The organism is Halorientalis persicus, assembly GCF_900110215.1.
GTDB lineage: Archaea > Halobacteriota > Halobacteria > Halobacteriales > Haloarculaceae > Halorientalis > Halorientalis persica.
The window spans coordinates 115,881-131,516 of record NZ_FOCX01000005.1; the positions used below are offsets into that span (position 1 = coordinate 115,881).

Below are 15,636 nucleotides of genomic sequence, written 5' to 3' on the forward strand. Positions count from 1 at the left end.
GGGACAAGGACTCTATCCCTACACTAGTAGGGACTCGACCGCCGCGTCCGTCCGGCCCGCAGTGGAACTTCGCTACTCCCCGTCGAACAGTTCCGAAAGGAGATTGCGCTGGGCAGCCCTGAGTATCTCGTCGTAGGTCGGTCGGGCGATGTCGAGCGTCTCGGCGACCGCGGTCGCGTCGTTAGGTCGCGGTTTCTCGAAGTATCCCGAGCGAAAGGCGACTTCGAGTACCTCCCGCTGGCGGTCCGTCAGCCTCCCGAGCGGCTCGCTGTCGTCGTCGGTGTCAGCCGCTGCTGTCGTGAAATCGGCGATCCCAACGTCGTCGAATCGCTGTGCGAGAGCATCGAGAACCGGATCGAAGGCCTCTCCGTCGGGAAATCGGACTACCACCGTCGAACTCGTCGACTCGATGTGTGCTTGCCTGATCGTCCCGCCGTGGCTCGTGACGACGTTGCAGGGTATCGGCTCCGTAACGACCGCCTGCACCCGCTCATCACCAGCGCGACGCACCTGTTCGATCCCGGTCGTTTCGCTGGCTGCCGACGCGAACGCCGACGGCTTCTCCGGCGACAGATAGCACAGCGCCTCGTCGTCCCCGTGTGGGACGAGGGCCGTCATCGTCACGGGGCCACCGACTTCGTCGACGGCACGCGATAGCGGCGACGCTGCCGAGTCGACCGTAACGGTGAACTGAACCCAGCGTTCGGCTGCCAGCGCTCGCCGACGCTCGTCGTCTCCGATCGCGTGCCCGAGGAGCTCTGCGCATTCCTCGACTAGCTCCCGAACCCGTTCACAGTTATCGACGGACGCGGTCGCCCGTGCGTAGAGTGTCCCACGAGTGATGCCGTCGTACGAGACCGGGACTGAAAGCACCTCGACTTCAGAACTGTCATCACACTGTGGCGACCCGCTCGAACGTGCGAACGTTTCTGCACTGTCTTCGGGTGGTCCCAGAGTGACTTTCGCGGACGCGACGGCGTCAATGGCGGCCAACTCCTCACAGACGGTGGTTGCAAACTCCGAAATCGAGGTCGGACTGGCCAGTGCGTCCTGCAACGCAGTACGGATGTCCCGCTCGTCTATCAGGTCACGTATCTTCCGTTTCCTGTCGGTGATGTCCCGGACAGCCAGCAAGATTCCCCCGATCGACGGATTATCGAGGTAGTTTCGACCCTGGGCTTCCACCCATCGATAACTCCCATCGCTCGCGCGAACGCGGTACGTGACGTCGGTCTCGACGCCGGGGTTTTCGAGCTTCGTCTCGAAGTCGTCCCGGACCTGCTCCGTGTCGGCCTGATGAACGTACTCGAAAGCGTCCGTCCCGAGCAACTCGCCGGGAGTGTACCCCAGCACCCGCTCGACGACCGGTGAGACGTAGTCGATAGTCCCCGACGCAGTGACGACCACCACGTAATCCGGAGCACAGTCCAGAATCCGTCGACACCGCCTTTCTCTACTGGATCTATGTCGCGGCGAACGCATTGAAACAGATCAACAGATGGTGATTCATATTATTTCGTTCTGTCGGACAGTTCGAGTCGACGAATCCACGCTCGATGTCGACCGCACCGATACGCCGCCAGCCGACGGGTCTTAATCTATAGATCGACGAACTCGAAGCCGAAGACAGCGATCACCACGCCCGCTACCGGGCCGTCAGCGACGACGCCGCAGTGTGTGACTTCTGTGCCAGTGCCTTCGGCGGCGAGCGACCGGAGCAAACAGTGTGTCCGTGGGTACGTCGAGTCGCAGTTGGCCCAGTGCCGGTCAGGTGGCCAGTCGACCGTCGACGCCGGTGATCTCGAACTGCGCACCGCCCGAGGACGCACGCTGTTCGGCCTCCGAGCCACCGCTCTCGGTGATCGTCACGTCCCAGCCGTGGGCGTCGACGATCTCCCGGACGATGGCCAGGCCGAGCCCGGTGCCGTCCTCGGCGTCGCTGTATCCGGGCTCGAAGACCTTCTCGCGCTCCCCCGGCGGGATGCCGGGGCCGTCGTCCTCGACGTAGAAGCCGTCGATAGCCGTCGAATCGGTCCCGTCGCCGTCGCTTCTCGACGCCGCTTCGAGCGGACCGACCGTGACAGTGGCCGTCTCGCCGCCGTGTTCCACCGAATTCCTGAAGAGGTTCTCGAAGACGTGGCGGAGGCGTTCCTCGTCGGCTTCGACGACCGCGTCGGCCGTGACAGAGAGCGTCGCGTCGGCCGTGTCGACGGTGGCCCAGCACCGCTCGGCGAGCGACGCGAGGTGAATCGGCTCCGTCTCGGTGACTGCCTCTCCCTCCCGGGCCAGCGTGAGCGTGTCTTCGATGATCTCCTCCATCCGCTCGTGGGCGTCTTCGATCTTGGGGAGATGGCTGTCGTCGTCACAGGTGTCGGCCAGCATATCGGTGTGTAACTCGGCGACGTTCAGCGGGTTCCGGAGGTCGTGGGAGACGATGCTGGCGAACCGATCGAGGCGCTCGTTCTCCCGTTCGAGTTGCTCGTACTGCTCTCGCTGGCGACGTTCCACGTCGAGGCGGTACAGCGCATGGGCCACAGCGTCGCTCAGGTCTTCGAGCACCCTCTCTTCACGATCCGTGAACGCCTCTGGTCGGTCCGAGTAGACGTTGAGGACGCCGTATCGAGTGGCCGCGAGGTGAATCGGGATGGCCGCACTCGATCGGAAGCCGTATTCCAGCGCCGGTTTCCGCCAGGGTTCGTACTCCGGATCGGTCCGGATGTACTGGACCACCTGAATCTCTCCCGTCTCGACCGCGGTCGCCGTCGGTCCCTGCGCGAGGTCGTCGTCCGCCAACGAGATCTCGATCTCGTCGAGGTACGACTCGCTGACGCCGGCCGCGGCGACGGGCCGGATCTCTTCGCCGTGATCGGTGCCGACCCACGCGAAGACGTACGGGTCCGAGGCCGCGAACTCGGTGCAGATCGCGTCGAACAGTTCGTCGCGGCTCTCGGCCTCGACGACGCGCTGGTTGACACGCCGGATCGTGTCTACCACCTGCTCGCTGGTCCGGTGCTGTTCGAGCCATCGCTTGCGCTGCCCGTCGTAGTACCCGATCAGTAACCCGGCGGCGGCCCCACCCGACATCGAGTTGACGACCACGTGTGTCGCGTGGACGACGATCGCCCCGTGCGCCCGTTCGTAGCCGACGAACAGCGCCGCCATCCCTCCCGTCACGACGACGCCGAACACGAGCCAGATCACCATCCGCGGCGCGTACTCGGCCGGAAGCCGGTCGACGTAGAGTAACCACCCCACGACCAGGATCGAGACCGAGAGACCGAACGGGAGCGCAACACCTGTCAGAATCCCGATCACAGGTTCACCACGCAGGTGCCAGACGTTGATCGAACCGAACACCAGCCCGGAGAAAAGAATCGCGAGCGACCAGACCGATCGCGGCGATCCGTCACCCCGGGTGGTCGATGGTACCGAAATAGTTCTCGGTACAAATGACCGGAGCGTGGTCAAAAAAGCAACCGATCCCTCGTCGCCGGTCGCCGGACCAGCGTCGAGGACGCGATCGCAGGGACTCACAGCGCCTATCGAAAATGTTGCCGCATTCTGAGTCGCCGCCGAACCGGGGAGTTCACGTCTCGAAGAGGTCCAGCGCGGCCAGCGGTGCCGTTTCGGCCGCGACGGCGGCTCTCGGATCGGTACCCGTTCTTACTGGCAAGTGCAGGTCCAAGAGGGTGTGTCGATTAGGGCGGACAACCGACGAGTCGGTCTCGCTCGTCAGTCTTCCATGGGTACGAGCAACACGAATCTCGACGTGGCACAGTTCCTCACGAATCTGCGGGACTTCCGGTATCGGGAGGTGATGATGGTCTTCGCGACCGCGATGGTCGTCGCCGGGTCGATCGTCTTCTTCCCGGGGATGGACAACGTCACGAGAGGGATCCAGTCGGACGTGTCGGCTGGCCTGCTCGCCGCGTTCGTCCTCGTCGCGGTCGTCGCGGGCGCGGTCAAGGGGATGATCGGCTTCGGCTACGCACTCATTACGACGCCGATCTTCGCGACGGTCATCGACCCGACGCTGGCGGTCGTCGTCCTCGCGATCCCGCCCTGGATGCTCAATATGTTCCAGATCGGGGAGACGGACACCGGGCTGGAGTTTATCAAGACGGAGTGGGCGCTACTGGCGCTGGCCGTGGTGGGATCGGTCGTCGGCGTGGTCTTTCTCGCCGAGTTCAGCGCTGGCCCCATCGTCCCGTTCCTGATCGGCCTGGTCATCTTCGGGTACGTCGTCTTCCAGGTCGTCCAGAACTTCGTGACCGTCCGGGAAGCCCACCATCCGCTCGCGCTCGGCACAGCCGGGTTTCTGGAAGGGTTCCTGCTGGCAGTGGCCAACCTCGGGCCGCTCCTGCCGGCGTACTTCCACACCTTCGAGCGCGACGTAGAGCGGTACATCGGCGGACTCTCGATGGTACTGGCGACGATCTTCACCGTCCGGATCGTCCAGATGACCCTCTTTACGGACCTCATGACGACCTACCGGCTGTGGCTCGGGTCGGTCATCGCCGTCGTCACCGTCGTCGGCCTGCTCATCGGGACTTACCTCCGGCGACTGGAGATCGACGAGGCGAAGTTCAACTGGTTCGTCGTCGCCCTGCTGTTCGTGATCTCGCTCAACATCTTCCGGAACACGATTCCGGCGCTGTTCCTCTGAGCCCGGCGACTCACTCGTTGCGCGTCGCCAGCCACTCCTCGATGCGCTCGTCCAGCGCACCGACCACATCGTTGAGGTGAGCCGTCCCCCAGGTCGCGACGACCACCGCGCCCACCGAATCGAACACCAGATCCAGCATCGTGTCCTCCAGCCCGTACTGGGTGAGGAAAGTGCCGATTCCGAACACGGCGGTGATCTCGGTGAGCAAAAACTCCAGCACTTCCCACAGGACGCCGAAGGCCAGCACGAAAAGCAGGATGAACACGAACATGAACTTCGGCGGCAGGACGACGCCCTCGGCGTGTTCGTCGAACGAGCGCGCGGTGGCGTAGCCGACGGCGGCCACGACCGAGGCCGACAGACCGTGGGTGAGGTGGTCCCACCACCAGATCGACTGGTAAAAGGAGAGGTCGGACCAGGGCAGGCCGAGCGTCCCCAGCGCGTGCAGGAAGACGGCCGTCGTGATCCACAGCGTCAGCGCCGGATCCATCGGAAGTTCGAAGTCCCGTTCGAGCAGGGGCGGCAACTGGGTGACCGCCAGGGCGATGAGGGTGTTGACGACCACGCCCGGGCCCCCGCGGTAGAGCCCGAGCAACAGGATGCCGACCAGCAGCACTTCCATCGCCCACGAGAGGCGGGCTTGTGTCCGCCTCGAGATGCCCGCGATATCACGCAGTCTCACGACGAATGCACCTCGACGGGGACGCGCTTGTCGGGTCGAATCCGCCGCCGCAGATAGAAGACGTACACCAGACCGGCGGCGACCCCGGCGGTCGTCGAGCCGACGAATTCGAGCATCAGCGCGTGTTCGGAGGCGAGAAAGCCGGTTCCCAGGAGGCCGTCGGCGGTCCAGCGGGCGACCGCCCAGACCCCGGCGGTCGCCAGCGTCGTGACGACGACGAACAGCGCGCCGAACCCCTCGGTCATCTCGACGGCGGTGAACCCGTCGAGGTCGACGGCGACGAGCAGGGAAAGCGCCGCGACCGAGACGTAGCGGGCGGTGTTCTGTGCCTGTCCGGTCAGCAACTCGACCGCGAACAGGTGGCCCAGAACCGGCGCGGTCGCCAGCAGGACGACCTCCCACGGTGGCATCACCCAGACCGAGCGTAACTGCAGGGCCGGCAGCAGCGCGATGACGGCCACTGTGCCCGAAAAGGCCGTCCAGAGCAGGTTCCCCGTCACCGCACTCGCAAGGCTCGCGACCAGTACCAGACCGACGAACGCCCACGCCAACACCGCGTTCCCCCGACGACTCCGGAGAAGTCGGCTCAGTCCCGCCTCGTCCATACCACCGGTGTACGGCGTCCTGGTGTGAAACGTTATCGGCTCAAACCAGGAGGTAGGCGAGCGTGTAGCCCGCGGCAGCCAGTGTCACGGCGGCCAGCCCGGTCGCCAGCGCGGTCGGCCAGTCCGAGAGGGTGGGCCGGTATCGTCGGAACGGGGAACGCCCCATCCGTCCGCGCGCGGCCCCCACGACGCCGACGGAGGCCAGCGGCAGGATCGAGAACACGAACGGGTACGACGTAGAGAGGGTGGGGGCCGGGATCGCCAGTGCCGCCGCGGCGTACCCCGTCCCGAGACCGGCCCGGGGGCTGAGGTAGTCGCGGAACCGCCGATCAGTGAGAGCAAAGAGTGCGTACGCGGCGAGCCAGATGGTCGCCAGCTCGATCGCGAACGCACCCAGCAGGTGCAGCGTCGGGTCGGGGTGGAGCGTCACGCGCTCGGCGAAGACGGTCACGTCGAGCGGGTAGAGCATCGCCGGTGGCTCGCCGGTGAACAGGTCGCCGAACGGGTGGGTTCCGAGTCCGATCAGCGCCGTCGCGCCGACGAGGTGGGCGTCGACGCCGCGTCTGGCCGCGACGACCGCCACCGCGAGGCCGGCGAGACAGAACAGGGCGACGACGACGGCCGCGAGCCCGCCGCTGACGACGGCCGCAACCCCGACGAGCGCGACGAGCAGCCCTCCGCCGGCGGTCACGGCGGCCAGGCGGTAGCGAGCCGGGACCGTCGAGCGGTACCGCACGGCGAGCAGGCCGTACGCGAGCGCCGCGGCCACACCGAGGACGAGCGAGTGGGTCACCGTCCGGTGGACGACGGCGCTGGCGTTCCAGAACGCCTCGGAGGCGTCGAGGAGACCGTTCGCCCCGCCGAGTAAGCCGATGGGAGCGTACAGCATATCTACGTCGGGGACGGTCGCGAACGCGCCGGCGAGGACACCGAGCCACAGCGCACGCTCGCGAGACCACCCGACGGCGTGGCCGCCGAGGGCGACGAGGGCGAACGCGAACAGTCCGTGCCCCAGAAACATCAACCGAGCTTCGTGACGAGCGTATTTAAGCGACACGTGGGACACGCTCACTCGGCGCTCTCTCCCGATCGGTGGGCACCGCCTACTCGATGGTGGGGTACTGACCCATGCCAACAGTTCTCTCACACTACTTTTGGTGGTGTCTCTCACAACGAACAGGTATGGACAGACCGAGGGTTGGGGAACTGTCGCCGCCCGATAGACTGTTGATGGGTCCCGGGCCCAGTGACGTGCATCCCCGCGTATTGCGGTCGATGAGTACGCCGCTCGTGGGCCATCTCGACCCCTCGTTCGTCGAGATCATGGACGACGTGCAGGAGCTGTTGCGGTACGTCTTCCGGACGGACAACCAGTGGACCATCCCGGTGAGCGGGACCGGCTCCGCGTCGATGGAGGCCGCGGTCGCCAACCTCACCGAACCCGGCGACACGGTTCTGGTCCCGGGCAACGGCTACTTCGGCGAGCGGATGGCCGCGATGGTCGAACGCGCCGGCGGCGAGGCCGTCTTCGTCGAGGCTCCGTGGGGCGACCCGCTCGACCCGGCCGCCGTCGAGGCCGCCTTCGACCGCCACCAGCCCGACATCTTCGGGTTCGTCCACGCCGAGACGAGTACCGGCACCCTCCAGCCGAACGTGCCCGAACTGACGAGTATCGCTCACGAGCACGACGCGCTGGTGATCGCCGACACCGTCACCTCGCTGGGCGGCGTCGAGTTGCGCGTCGACGAGTGGGGGATCGACGTGGCCTACTCCGCCGACCAGAAGTGTCTCTCCTGTCCGCCGGGTGCCAGCCCGCTCACGCTCAACGACCGGGCCATGGACAAGGTACTGGCCCGCGAGACGCCGGTGCGGTCGTGGTATCTCGACCTCTCCTTGCTTCAGGAGTACTGGGGCGACGAGCGGGCCTACCACCACACCGCGCCCATCACGAACGTCTACGCGCTCCGGGAGGCGCTCAGACTGGTCGCCGAGGAGGGCATCGAGAACCGCTGGGCGCGCCACCGCCGTGTGGCCGGCGCACTCAAGGCCGGCGTGGATGCGATGGGGCTGGCACTCAACCCCGAGGAGGACTGGTGGCTCCCGAGCCTGAACGCCGTTCGCCTGCCCGCCGGCGTCGACGACGGGACGGTCATCGACGCCCTCCTCGAGGAGTACGGGATCGAGATCGCCGGCGGCCTCGGCGATCTCTCCGGGGAGATCCTCCGCATCGGCTGTATGGGACACAGCGCTCGTCCAGAGAACGTGCTGGCGCTCGTGAGCGCGCTCGGCAACACACTCGAAGCGCTGGACGCGGACGTCGACGCGGATGCGGGCGCGAGCGCCGCCCGCCGCGCGCTCAAGCGCTGACGTTCGCGTCCGGGGCGTGACAGACTTCGTACTCGCCGTTCTCTTCGATCCCGATAACCGCCCACTCGTAGTCGGGGTCACGCCGTTGTAATCGTTCGCGGACTTCCGTCGCTTGCTCCTGCCAGGTGACGAGACACTGGAACTCGCCGGATCCCCGCGGCGTCACCGGCTCGTCGGCCGGTGTCACGTTTACGATCCGCCACTTTCGCTGCGCGCGCAACTCCCGTCCATCGCGTTCGACGACGTATCCAAGGTCGGTGAAAATGGCCTCTGCCTTCTCGGCTAGTGGCGTGGTAACAGTCGCCATCCGACTTGACATACGACTCGCGCTTGCTTAAGTGTATTCAATTGATAGAAAACCGATAGATACTCCCCCGGACCGGCGCCATCGGGGGGTTGCGTGACGCGGGTGTCGGTTCTGACGCGGGGTCACTCGTGGGCAGCGTCCCACTCGTCGGCTTTGCGGATGTTACTGCAGACGTTACACTGGATGCGCCCCATCGCGTCCATCGCGTTGTCGAAGCTCTCGCAGTTCGAACAGAAGTAGCCCCAGCGGTTCTCGCGGTCGGGGTCGGCGTAGACGACGAAGAAGGGACCTTTCGAGCCGCGCTCGGCCTCGTCGCGGGCGACGTACAGCTGTTCTCCGTCCTCGGTCGTCCGGGCTTCCATGCGGTGTACTGGTGGCTCCGCCCCTAAATGCCTCTCTACTCCCGGAGGCCGAAGACGGTCAGGGACGTGCCGACGACGGCGATGAAGAAGGACAGGGGGCTGAGCGGCGAGGCCTGTCCGAAGTAGACGACCAGAAAGACCGCGAAAACCGTCATCTGGATTCCGGCCAGCGCCATGCGGGGGTCGAACGACGACGTGTCCATACGTTCGCTGTGGCAGGGACGGACATAGTGGTTCGGAGGAGATGACCCGAAGGGGATTTGCCGACCGACGGCGTATGCGAGACCGAATGCCGCCCCGCTTGCTCCACTACTCGGACGTGGAGAACGCCTACGACGACCCCAGCCGGATCGGCCGCCTCGCCGGACTCGTCCGGTCGCTGCGGGCCGACGACACGCTGGTCCTCGGGACCGGTGACAACACCGCGCCGGGCGTCCTCTCGATGGTCTCCACGGGCCGCCAGGCGCTGGACTTCTTCGGGGCCGTCGCGCCCGACGCCGACACCTTCGGCAACCACGACTTCGACTACGGACCCGACGCGATCACCGAGATCGTGCGCGAGTCGCCACAGACCTGGGTGAGCGCCAACGTAGAGTGGGCGGACGACGGGCCCGAGGGCGCGGAAAGCGCCGGCGAGCGCTTCGGCCACGAGGCCGGCGTCGTCCCCTCGACGGTCGTCGCGGTCGACGGATCGACCGTCGGCCTGACCGGCGTCACCGAACCGAAGACCGGGTCGATGTGTCCCGGCGCGACTGGACTGACTTTCACCGATCCGGTCGCCGCGGTCCGCCGGGAGACCGCCCGGCTCCGCGAGCGAGAGGTCGACGCCGTGGTCGTTCTCTCGCACCTGGGCAGTGGGGACGACGAACTCGCCCGCGAGACAGACGTGAACGTGATCCTCGGCGGGCACGTTCACTCGAGCCGGAGCGACCGCGTTGCGGACACACTGCTCACTCGGCCCGGTGCAAACGCTCGCGGTCTGCTGGAGATCGACCTCGAACTTGCCCCCTCGACCGACGCCGTGACCGTCCACGAAGTCGGGGACGGGCCGCTGGACGAGTCCGTCGCCGACGCGATGCGAACGCGTCGCTCGGCGGCCGGTCTGGACGCAGTGGTCGGTCACGTCGACGACCCGATCACCCGGGATCGGGCGGTGAAACACACCGGCGAGTGCCGGATCGGCAACTTCATCGCCGACGCCTACCGATGGGCCGCCGACGCGGACGTGGGCCTGCAGAACTCCGGCGGCATCCGGGAGGGTCCACCCCTTGCCGGCGAGGTGACAGTCGCGGATCTCGTGAGTGTGGTCCCGTTCGACGAACCGGTGACCGTCGCCGAACTCACGGGTCGGGAACTCCGCCAGCTCTGTCGGGAGGCCGACGGCGAACACGTGCAGGCGGTGGCCGACCGCTGGCACGCTCACGTCAGCAGCGGTCTCACAATCGAACGGAACGGAAGCGGCGTCGAGGCGGTCCGTCTCGACGGGGCACCACTCTCGGACGACGTGACCTACACCCTTGCGACGACGGACTACCTCTTTCACACCGACCACGAGTTCCCGGTGCTGGACGAGCACCACAGGGTCGAGCGCCTGTCGACCCAGTACGAGGTACTGGCCACGTACGCCCGCGAGCAGGGGATCGACCCGGCCGTCGAGGATCGGATTCGACACGTCAGTGAGTGAGTGTCTCGCTCGGGAACGACCGTCACGACGGGTACCCTTGCAACGGAGAGGGAAAGGTTGACACTCCGGGCGGGCGTCGTCCCCGACGATGACGCAGGTCGTGGTGCCGGTGCGCTATCCACTCACCGAGCACTCCAGAGCCACGCTCAGCCGGGCGATCGAGATCACACGGGAGGAAGCCGCCAGTCTGACTGTTCTCCACGTCAACCTCTATCACAACACCCGGCGGATCTCCCGGAGCGAACTCAAACACGCCGTCGAGAACGCCTTCGACGACCTGCCGGACGTGCGCTACGTGGTGCGGACGGGGATGCTGGTCGAAGAGACGATCCTCGAAGAGGTGGCCGATTCGCGGGCCGACATCGTGGTTATCGGCCGCAAACAGGCCAGTCGCTGGCGGAAAATGATCCGACGCATCACCGACGATCCCGACATCGAGCGGTTCCTCCAGACCGAACTCGACGCGAAGATCGTCACGGTCTAACCGGTCGGCCCGGACCCGCCGGGCTCGTCGGTGTCCGTGCCCTCGCCGTTCCGAACGTCCCCGTCGGGGCTCCGGGGGTGGCCACCGGGCCCCGTCCGTCGGCGTGGCGGACTGACCGACACGTCCATCTGCCCGCTGGTCTCGTCGAAGATAACGTGCTGGTGGGGATAGGCGATCTCCACGTCGGCGTCTTCGAGACGCCGCCACACGTTCGTCTGGACCTTCGATTTGGTCGCCAGCAGTTTGTACGGTTCCGAGAGCCAGTAGCGCAGTCGCAGGTGAACGCCGTGGTCGCCGAACGTCTCGATGTAACACTTCGGCGCGGCCGGGTACCGGGCGCTCCCCACGCGAATGTCCGGCCCGCCCTCGATCACGCGATCGACTTCCTTCGCGGCCCGCTCGATCAGGTCCCGCGCCTCGGGAAGGTCGCTCTCGTAGGTGACGACGACGTCCAGCGTCTGGCGTGTCCGGGGGTCCTCCGCCGAGTAGTTGATCACGTCTCGGGACCGGATCTCGCCGTTTGGCACCACTACGAAGGTGTTGTCGAGCGTCATGATCTTGGTGTACCGGAGCGTGATGTCGTCGACGAATCCCCGCTGTTGGGTGTCGACGATCTCCACCATGTCACCGATTTCGTAGGGCTGGTCGGCGAGCAAGAACATTCCGCTGATGATGCTGCCGACGATGGGGGCCAGGACCACACCGATCGCCGCCGAGAACACGGCCACGGACAGCGTGATGTCGCCGAGGCTCACGCCGTAGATCGGGAGGATGGCCAGGATCGCAAAGAGGAAGATCCCGACGCGAATCGCCCGCAGAATCATCCGCGTGATGCTCGGCCGCCGGAACCGCTGAGAGATGCGGCGGCCGAACACCGCCACGACCAGCCGTGAGGCGGCCCAGGCAAGCCCCAGAATCAGCAGCGTCGCGAAGATGTCGACCGCCCAGGACGGCACCGGAAACGGGAGCCACGACGTGGGGAGCAAATTCTCGACCGACTCGCCCACCGCTGTCGTGGCGTTCGCGGTGGCCTGTCCCGCGTCCGCCCCACCCCCAACGTCCGTCGTTTCCGACCCCGCTGGAGCCGGCGTGGACACCTGGGCCACCGCGTCTCCACCCGCCGCACCAGGATCCGGAGGCCCGCTCATATCACCAAATCCCGTCCCGCTGACTTAAACACCGGGTTGTGGTTGCCACTCGAAAACGTGGAGCAACGATCGACAACGTGGCCGCTGTATGTCACTATTATCCAGTATGCCAACAGGACTTTAGCCGTCGGGCGCGTACTACCGACGATGAGCTCTCCCGACCTTCGTGGGTCGCAGTTACCGGCAGACGGCGGCCGGACGCCCGGTCGCAGAAAGGACGTGTTGTTCTGCTCGAGCTGTGGCCACGAGAGCCTCGTTGGCGGCGACTGGATCGCCACCGACGATTATCTGACACGCACGCGACACCTGCGTTGTCCGGAGTGCTCGACCACCATCACGGACCGCCCGCTTCCGACCGACAGCGCCGCCGGCGAGGCCCCGCGTGCCGACGTGGTGCTGGCCGATCCGTTCAGTCGGACGGCCGAGACCGTCGCTCGCCTCTGGCAACACTCGATGCGACACTGGATGGAGTGGTCTCGCCGCGCCGACGCCTAGAACTCCCGCACGCCCTCGTCGGTGACGACCGTATCGAGGAGTCGCGTCGGCGTCGCGTCGTAGGCCGGGTTCTCGACGGTGAACCCTTCGGCGGGTTCCCGCATCACTTCGCTCGGCGACCGGATCTCGTTCTCGAAGGCGAACCCGCCCTCGATGATCTTCGCGCCGGACCCGACGACGGTCATCGGTACACCCACGTCACCGGCGGCCGCCGCGATGGGGTAGGTGCCGACCCGGTTGTACAGCGTGTCCTCGACGATGCAGGACATCCCGGTGACGACGCGGTCACACTCGGCGAGGAAGTGGCCGGCCGCGCCGTCGACGATCAGGTGCGGTTCGACGCGGTCGACACCCGCGAGGACGCGCGCCGTCTTCCGACCGAGGTACCGCGGTCGGGCTTCCGTGACGTACACGTCGAGGTGCTTGCCCTCCTGTGCGGCGAGTTCGATGGCTTCGAGCACCGTCGAGGAGTAGTCGTGCGTGAGGACGGTCATGCCGTCCTCGAAGACTTCAGCGCCGTTTTTCGCCGCCTCGCTCTTGGCGTTCTCGATGCGGTCGACCACGCGGTCGATGGCGTCGGCGAGGATGTCCTGTGCCTCGGTGACCGAGTCGGTGTCGGCGTCTTTGACTGCCGCCACGATGTCGCGCTGTGCGTTCTGGAGCGAGGCGTGGGACGGGTTGGCTCGCTTGAGCGCGTTCGCGTTGCGCTCCAGGGTCACGACGAACTCCTCGACCGTCGGGTACTCACCCTCGGTCAACTCCCGGAGGGCGGCGGCGGCCTTGACGGCCACGACCGACGAGGAGTGGGTTTGCATCTGCTCGATCTCCTCGACCGTCTCGTCTATCATACTGCATCCGTCGGTGCCTCGGGGCAAGTACCTTTGCCATCGGGCACGTCTTCGCGCCCAGCGCGGCCGTCCGCAACGATCCGGACTCTTTTGCCCGCCCCGTGTCTGGGCGTGACCGATGCCAACTCGACGGAGTGTACTGGTCTCGACCGGTGCGTTGGTGACTGCGGGCTGTTCGTCCCGAAACGACACCGATTCCGACGGGTCCGATTCGAGCGATGGCGAGGCGTTCGACAACACGATCCTCGACGAACGTGGCGGGACGAAACTGCAACCTGGCACTCACGCCGCGTTCGATTTCACCTACGAAGGCACGAAGAGTGTGCAGATCGCCTACGACCTGACGGTCGTCGACGACTGGGACATCGACGTGCTGGTTCTCGACGGCGAAAACTACGACCGATATCCCGACGGCGGCCACCTCTCTTACTCCGCGGAACTGTCGGCGATCGAGACCGACGAGGTCCAAAACGAGGGCTACGTCTCCGCGGGCCGGTACGCGATCGTGTTCGACAACACCGACCGGTTCACCGAACCGACCGACATCCCGGTCCCCATCGAGTTCGACGTGGAAGTCGCGACGAACTGAGTTCGACCGCGAGTCAGCTAAGTTCTCCCAGCCCGTACCCCCGGTATGGTCGAAGTGACGTATCACTGCCCGTACTGTGGGGCGGTGACTGGCGTCGAGCGCGAGGGGTATCTCGACGACGACTGTGTGACCCGGGAACCCCTCGACGGCTGGGAGTACGCAAGTACGACCGACGACGTGGCCGACCGGGAGGCCGCCGACGGCATCGAGTTCGTCTGTCTGGGCGACGCGGGGGACGGCACGGCGGTCGGGCCGGGGGGCCCTGCGAGGACAGCGAGTGGGGGCTCGTCGGACCGCAGGTCCGACGGCGGTGCGAACGATCCCGACCCGGAGAAGGACGGCTGTGGCCGAACCTTCTACCTCAGCTTTCGCAAGTCCGAGGACGGCGAGCGCGTCGAACACCGGACGCCAGATATCGACCGACCGCGGTTCGACTTCCGGCCCTGATCTGCCCGAGTCGACGAACCGATCGCTGATCCGTCGATGCGGAACCACACCGTGTGCTGGCCTGGCTGCCCGGCCGGGCCGCGAGCCGCCGGACTGAAACCCGGTGGCCCAGTACCGTTGGGTATGACCGACGACACCGACGACTGGGCCCAGCAACTCCGGGACAACCGCGAAGAGAAAGACCGCTTTTTCGCCGAACACCGCCAGTCACCGATCCCGCCCGGCGAGCGCGACAGCTTCGACGGCCTCGACTACTTCCCACCCGACCCCGAGTACCGGGTCACGGCGTCCGTCACCGTCCACGACGAACCCGAACCGATCGAGATGGACACGACCGAAGGTCGGACCGTCCGGTACCTGCGGATCGTTACCTTCGAGTTCGAACTCGACGGCGAGTCACACGAACTCCACGGCTACCGACAGGAGAACGACGACGGGAGCATCTTCGTCCCGATCCGCGACAAGACGACCGGACAGGAGACCTACGAGCACGGCCGGTACATGGAACTGGAGCCCGACCGCGAGTTGACCGACGGGGACGAGGTCACGCTCGATTTCAACCTCGCGTACTCTCCGTTTTGCGCGTTCAGCGACACCTTCGACTGCCCGCTACCGCCGGAAGAAAACTGGTTGGAGACGACCGTCGAGGCCGGCGAGCGTACGCCCTGAGCTACTCTTCGACAGTCATCTCCTCCTCTTCGAAGTGATACCGGAAAATCTCCACCCGCTGTGCGGCTTCCCTGATGTGATACTTGGCGCACTCCTCGTCCGCCTCCGAGAGGGCTTCACCCAGTGATTCTTTGATACGTTCGAGTTCCCGCGAGCCTGATACCATCGTGCCATCCGAAATTACTCTCAACTAACACATAACAGCACCGTTTCCTGCAGTTTATTGCATCGACTGTAGCGATCAGCGACGCGTGCGCTCGTTCGATCGAACGGCTCGAACCGG

General features: G+C 65.9%; 20 protein-coding genes. 8 read left to right on the top strand and 12 right to left on the bottom strand.

The window, feature by feature from the left end; all coding sequences use genetic code 11:
• Positions 1–72 precede the first annotated feature (72 nt).
• The 3 genes from BMX17_RS07545 to BMX17_RS07550 all read right to left on the bottom strand — a co-directional run bounded on the left by BMX17_RS07545 (position 73) and on the right by BMX17_RS07550 (position 3,315).
• Positions 73–1,482: a PAS domain S-box protein gene (locus BMX17_RS07545; protein ID WP_092658876.1), complete on the bottom strand. Its 1,410-nt coding sequence runs from the start codon at positions 1,480–1,482 to the stop codon at positions 73–75.
• Positions 1,483–1,598: 116 nt separating this feature from the next.
• Positions 1,599–1,721, bottom strand: coding sequence for a hypothetical protein (locus BMX17_RS27270; RefSeq protein WP_280141366.1), 123 nt, complete (start codon positions 1,719–1,721; stop codon positions 1,599–1,601).
• A 46-nt stretch (positions 1,722–1,767) separates the two neighbouring features.
• The gene (locus BMX17_RS07550; RefSeq protein WP_139203444.1) at positions 1,768–3,315 is read right to left on the bottom strand and encodes an ATP-binding protein; all 1,548 of its coding nucleotides are present in this window, start codon (positions 3,313–3,315) and stop codon (positions 1,768–1,770) included.
• A gap of 427 nt (positions 3,316–3,742) precedes the next feature.
• On the opposite strand from BMX17_RS07550, the gene BMX17_RS07555 reads away from it, so the two are divergent.
• Positions 3,743–4,666, top strand: coding sequence for a TSUP family transporter (locus tag BMX17_RS07555; protein WP_092658878.1), 924 nt, complete (start codon positions 3,743–3,745; stop codon positions 4,664–4,666).
• A gap of 10 nt (positions 4,667–4,676) precedes the next feature.
• On the opposite strand, the gene BMX17_RS07560 is transcribed toward BMX17_RS07555, so the two are convergent.
• The 3 genes from BMX17_RS07560 to BMX17_RS07570 are packed head-to-tail and all read right to left on the bottom strand — an operon-like array spanning position 4,677 to position 6,974.
• On the bottom strand, positions 4,677–5,348 hold the full coding sequence (locus BMX17_RS07560) for a DUF2238 domain-containing protein (RefSeq protein WP_092658879.1): 672 nt from the start codon (positions 5,346–5,348) through the stop codon (positions 4,677–4,679).
• Entirely contained in the window at positions 5,345–5,953 is a 609-nt protein-coding gene (locus tag BMX17_RS07565) for a hypothetical protein (protein WP_092658880.1), read from the bottom strand. Before BMX17_RS07565 ends, BMX17_RS07560 begins: the two co-directional genes overlap by 4 nt.
• A 40-nt stretch (positions 5,954–5,993) precedes the next feature.
• Positions 5,994–6,974 carry a metal-dependent hydrolase gene (locus tag BMX17_RS07570; RefSeq protein ID WP_092658881.1) on the bottom strand — a complete coding sequence of 327 codons (981 nt, stop codon included), beginning with the start codon at positions 6,972–6,974 and terminating at the stop codon, positions 5,994–5,996.
• Positions 6,975–7,135: 161 nt separating this feature from the next.
• On the opposite strand from BMX17_RS07570, the gene BMX17_RS07575 reads away from it, so the two are divergent.
• A complete protein-coding gene (locus BMX17_RS07575) occupies positions 7,136–8,320 on the top strand; it encodes a pyridoxal-phosphate-dependent aminotransferase family protein (RefSeq protein WP_092658882.1) in 1,185 nt (394 codons plus the stop codon).
• Here the strand turns inward: BMX17_RS07575 and BMX17_RS07580 are convergent.
• From BMX17_RS07580 to BMX17_RS25995, 3 genes are all read right to left on the bottom strand, one after another.
• The gene (locus BMX17_RS07580) at positions 8,310–8,627 is read right to left on the bottom strand and encodes a DUF7116 family protein (RefSeq protein WP_092658883.1); all 318 of its coding nucleotides are present in this window, start codon (positions 8,625–8,627) and stop codon (positions 8,310–8,312) included. The genes BMX17_RS07575 and BMX17_RS07580 overlap by 11 nt on opposite strands.
• Positions 8,628–8,749: 122 nt before the next feature.
• A complete protein-coding gene (locus BMX17_RS07585; protein ID WP_092658884.1) occupies positions 8,750–8,989 on the bottom strand; it encodes a DUF5816 domain-containing protein in 240 nt (79 codons plus the stop codon).
• A 35-nt stretch (positions 8,990–9,024) separates the two neighbouring features.
• A complete protein-coding gene (locus tag BMX17_RS25995; RefSeq protein ID WP_170845358.1) occupies positions 9,025–9,192 on the bottom strand; it encodes a hypothetical protein in 168 nt (55 codons plus the stop codon).
• Between the two features lie 86 nt (positions 9,193–9,278).
• Between BMX17_RS25995 and BMX17_RS07590 the strand changes: the two genes are divergently transcribed.
• Positions 9,279–10,673: a bifunctional metallophosphatase/5'-nucleotidase gene (locus tag BMX17_RS07590; protein ID WP_092658885.1), complete on the top strand. Its 1,395-nt coding sequence runs from the start codon at positions 9,279–9,281 to the stop codon at positions 10,671–10,673.
• 88 nt (positions 10,674–10,761) lie between these two features.
• Positions 10,762–11,157, top strand: a complete 396-nt coding sequence (locus tag BMX17_RS07595; RefSeq protein WP_092658886.1) for a universal stress protein — start codon at positions 10,762–10,764, stop codon at positions 11,155–11,157.
• Here the strand turns inward: BMX17_RS07595 and BMX17_RS07600 are convergent.
• Positions 11,154–12,305 (bottom strand): mechanosensitive ion channel family protein, encoded by a 1,152-nt coding sequence (locus BMX17_RS07600; protein ID WP_092658887.1) that lies wholly within the window; start codon positions 12,303–12,305, stop codon positions 11,154–11,156. The genes BMX17_RS07595 and BMX17_RS07600 overlap by 4 nt on opposite strands.
• A gap of 147 nt (positions 12,306–12,452) precedes the next feature.
• Between BMX17_RS07600 and BMX17_RS07605 the strand changes: the two genes are divergently transcribed.
• A complete protein-coding gene (locus BMX17_RS07605) occupies positions 12,453–12,800 on the top strand; it encodes a DUF8106 domain-containing protein (protein WP_092658888.1) in 348 nt (115 codons plus the stop codon).
• Here BMX17_RS07605 and BMX17_RS07610 read toward each other — a convergent pair.
• The gene (locus BMX17_RS07610) at positions 12,797–13,648 is read right to left on the bottom strand and encodes an eIF2B alpha/beta/delta subunit family protein (protein WP_092658889.1); all 852 of its coding nucleotides are present in this window, start codon (positions 13,646–13,648) and stop codon (positions 12,797–12,799) included. The genes BMX17_RS07605 and BMX17_RS07610 overlap by 4 nt on opposite strands.
• A 118-nt stretch (positions 13,649–13,766) precedes the next feature.
• Here BMX17_RS07610 and BMX17_RS07615 point away from each other — a divergent pair, with 118 nt between their 5' ends.
• The 3 genes from BMX17_RS07615 (at position 13,767) to BMX17_RS07625 (ending at position 15,353) form a co-directional block, all read left to right on the top strand.
• On the top strand, positions 13,767–14,237 hold the full coding sequence (locus BMX17_RS07615; RefSeq protein WP_092658890.1) for a hypothetical protein: 471 nt from the start codon (positions 13,767–13,769) through the stop codon (positions 14,235–14,237).
• A 45-nt stretch (positions 14,238–14,282) separates the two neighbouring features.
• Complete coding sequence (locus BMX17_RS07620) at positions 14,283–14,684, top strand: DUF7969 family protein (protein ID WP_092658891.1); 402 nt, start codon at positions 14,283–14,285, stop codon at positions 14,682–14,684.
• A gap of 123 nt (positions 14,685–14,807) precedes the next feature.
• On the top strand, positions 14,808–15,353 hold the full coding sequence (locus BMX17_RS07625; RefSeq protein ID WP_092658892.1) for a DUF1684 domain-containing protein: 546 nt from the start codon (positions 14,808–14,810) through the stop codon (positions 15,351–15,353).
• Position 15,354: 1 nt separating this feature from the next.
• Here BMX17_RS07625 and BMX17_RS26000 read toward each other — a convergent pair whose 3' ends face one another.
• Positions 15,355–15,519, bottom strand: a complete 165-nt coding sequence (locus BMX17_RS26000) for a hypothetical protein (protein ID WP_170845359.1) — start codon at positions 15,517–15,519, stop codon at positions 15,355–15,357.
• Between the last annotated feature and the right edge of the window lie 117 nt (positions 15,520–15,636).